Annotated in this window: 2 protein-coding genes and 1 pseudogene; 1 reads left to right on the top strand and 2 read right to left on the bottom strand. The window is 58.5% G+C overall.

Translation table 11 applies throughout. The annotated features are described in order from the left end of the window. Positions 1 to 122: 122 nt before the first annotated feature. On the bottom strand, positions 123 to 1,319 hold the full coding sequence (locus tag ABX749_RS27700) for an AMP nucleosidase (RefSeq protein WP_145217915.1): 1,197 nt from the start codon (positions 1,317 to 1,319) through the stop codon (positions 123 to 125). Positions 1,320 to 1,699: 380 nt separating this feature from the next. Here ABX749_RS27700 and ABX749_RS27695 point away from each other — a divergent pair, with 380 nt between their 5' ends. Continuing rightward, positions 1,700 to 2,647: an amidohydrolase gene (locus ABX749_RS27695; RefSeq protein WP_372898879.1), complete on the top strand. Its 948-nt coding sequence runs from the start codon at positions 1,700 to 1,702 to the stop codon at positions 2,645 to 2,647. Here ABX749_RS27695 and ABX749_RS27690 read toward each other — a convergent pair. Further along, a pseudogene (locus tag ABX749_RS27690) lies at positions 2,639 to 3,042 on the bottom strand (hypothetical protein); the annotation flags it as partial. The gene ABX749_RS27695 and the pseudogene ABX749_RS27690 sit on opposite strands and share 9 nt — an antisense overlap.

Genomic DNA, 3,042 nt, shown 5'->3' with positions numbered 1-3,042 from the left:
TCGCCCAAGACAGCGGCGTCCCGCTGGCCCGAGCGTTCCGAAATTTCAACTGGAGCATCATCGGTCTACAGGTCGCGGCGGGTTACCTGGCCGTTGCGCAAAACCGCAGGTAAGTCGCTTCCTCACCAGGATTCCTTGGAACTCCCGTCGGGACCTTCCAGCAGCGACTCTTCGGGCGCGCGGATATCGCTGTTGGGCAATCCATCGGGATACTCCTGCTTGATCCTGGCGATGGCATTGGTTGCGACGGCCAAGTGTTGTTTCTTCGTTTCGTCATAGAAGGCCCTCGCCGCACCAGGCAGTTTGGGTTGCCCGTGCAAGGGTTTGTCCGAGACACACAACAGCGTGGCGTTTGGAATTCGATATCGAAAACCATTGGCGGCGACCGTGGCCGATTCCATGTCGACGGCGATGCTGCGGCTGACCCGCAAATGATCCAACGCCTTGCGTAGCGAAAGCTCCCAATTCCGATCCGCCGTCGTGTAGACCGCACCGATTCGGTAAGGCAATTCCGCTTCGTCGAGCGCGCTGGCCAGTGCGCGATTGAGCAAAAAACTGGGCGTGATCGGCACCGCCGGCGGCAAGGCTTCGTCCAACAAGTGATCGCCCCGCATGTAGCCTGATGCCAACACAAAGTCACCGATCTCTTGATGGTTCCGTACGCCCGCACAGTGCCCCACCATCAACACCGCGTCCGGACGCAACACCGCCAAATGATCCGTCAGGTTCTTCGCGTTGGACGGACCGACCCCGATGTTGACGATGCTGATGCCGCGATTGTCCGGTTCCCGATGATGCAGCGTCGGCATCTGCACATCGTCTCGCTTGGACCGCTCGCAATCCGGAAACTGACGAATGAACGCCGCGATGTGCATGTTGTAGTTGGTCAACAGCACGTAACGTTGAAAGTCTTCCGCGTTGGTCCCGGTGTAATGCTCCAGCCGCTTGATCGACAACTCGCTGCGTTCAGGGCCGAACAAAAAGACCTTCTTGCGGGTCAAATCAAAATCGGTCTCATCAATCATCTCCAACAACTGTGGAGAATTCAGATCGACCCGCGGACGCGAACGCGCGATCGTGATTTCCGCACCACGCCGGGCCAGCTTCAGTAACTCGCGGCGCAAGTACCAGCGATAGGCGCGCGGCCGGGCGATCTTGCCGGACAACTCGGGATTGTGCTTGGACCAATGCCGATAGACGGTCAACTTGGAATAGAAACCGTCGGCATACGTTTCCTCCATCTGCTCGCAAGCAGCGGCGATCTGCTCACCGAGACCCTGTTCGGACACATTCGGATCGATTCGAAATGTTTCATGCATGAACGCAATTGTGAACGATCCGCGATCCGCCGGCTAGTCGAGTCGCAGCGTAGGGCATACTGTGCATGCCACCAATAGTTTCCAGCGTTGCTAGCGTGCGTCAAAGCCCAATACCGCTTTGTCACATCAAGGAGGACGCCGCTCGTGATGGCGCGAACCGGATGATGTCGAACGATGATCAGCCGTTTGGCGCGAGCCTACGGGCCCCAACCCAAGGAAACGACACTCTAACTTAGCGACAGACGTAAAACCCAGTCACCGGGGGTCGCCTTCGCGCATCACCGGAAGCGATCGATCGACCACGAGCGGCCTCCTGTGAATTATGATTGCGTCCAAACAGCGACCGTCGTACCACCTGACTTTGAAATCTTGGAAACCCCATGCAAGCCCTGCGACGCACCACCGCGGCATTCCTCTTGGCGTTGGCTTCGACCGTTGCGATCGCCGAACAGCCGTGGATCATCGACCCCCACACCCATTTCAAGGGTCGCGAGCAGATCGCGTTTGAGAACCAAACGGTCAAACGCGAACCTCAGAACACGCTCGGCCACGTTGTCGTTCCCGAGGACTACCGCGAACTCGCCGATCGACTGGGCATTCAATCCACGTTGGTCGTCGAGGCCGTCGACCAGGACCAACCCCAATTCAACGACTGGCTGCTCGATCAAGCAAAATCCGATCTCGTTTGCGGCTATGTCGCTCGCGCTGACCTCTCATCGGAAGATTTCCAAACGCATCACCGGCGGTACCAGCAGACCGGTTATCTGAACGGTTATCGATTTCGGTTCGATGAACTTTCCGGTTACCTCAAGAACGAAACGGCGCGCAAGAATCTTGCGACGCTCCAAACCGATGGAATGGTCGTTGATCTGCTGATCGAACCGAGCCACGCAGGCGACGTCGCCGAGTTGGCCGCCACATTTCCACGGCTAAAGATTGTGATCAATCACTGCTTTCGCGCGAACATGGTCGATGGCAAGGTGAGCGATCAATGGAAACAGGCGGTCGCCCATTGCGCGACGTTTGAAAACGTCTTCATGAAAATCTCCAGCATCGTCAACTTCGCCGGCACCAAGCCGTTCGTCGAACAGGCCCCCTCGGATCTGCAAACGTACCTTCCGGTGCTGGAACCCTGCTTTGCGGCGTTCGGCGAAGACCGAGTGATCTTTGCGACCAACTGGGGCGTCAGCACGCACTTCGGCAGCGTCGACGATGTGGTTCGAATCGTGCAGGAGTTCTTGGCATCCAAAGGAGACTCGGCGCTGCGAAAGGGCATGCGCGACAACGCGATCCGAGTCTATGGGATCAACCCGCAGCACCTACGGTGACTCGGCCGGCCGCAATTCCCAAGACCAATACTTCAGGTGTTCCTCATGCTCGCCGAGTTGGTCGACATCGATCGGCTCGGACGGCGTGCTGTCGCCTGGGCTTTGCGGGTCAAAGCCCCAAACCTCGGCCTTGCCGTCGACTACACGGTAGCCGAAGGGCAGGTTGCCGGTCGGCTCGATGGGGCTCAAGGTAGCGTCCAAGTCCGCGGCAGTCAGTTCGTCCAAACTGGCGGGCCAGCGGTCATGACGTTTTTCGAACAGCCGGAGCCCGATGCCGATCTTGGCGATCCGATTCTCCATCGCCGAACGCACGAACGCTTTGCCGGCCGCACCGAGCGCCGGAACCGTCAGGCTGGTCACGATCGTCTCCAGCTTTTTCAGCCAGCCGGCCTGTT

It is taken from the genome of Stieleria sp. (genome assembly GCF_041595215.1).
GTDB lineage: Bacteria > Planctomycetota > Planctomycetia > Pirellulales > Pirellulaceae > Stieleria > Stieleria magnilauensis.
The sequence above is the reverse complement of the archived record's forward strand: the minus strand, read 5'-3'. Positions and strand labels throughout refer to the sequence as shown.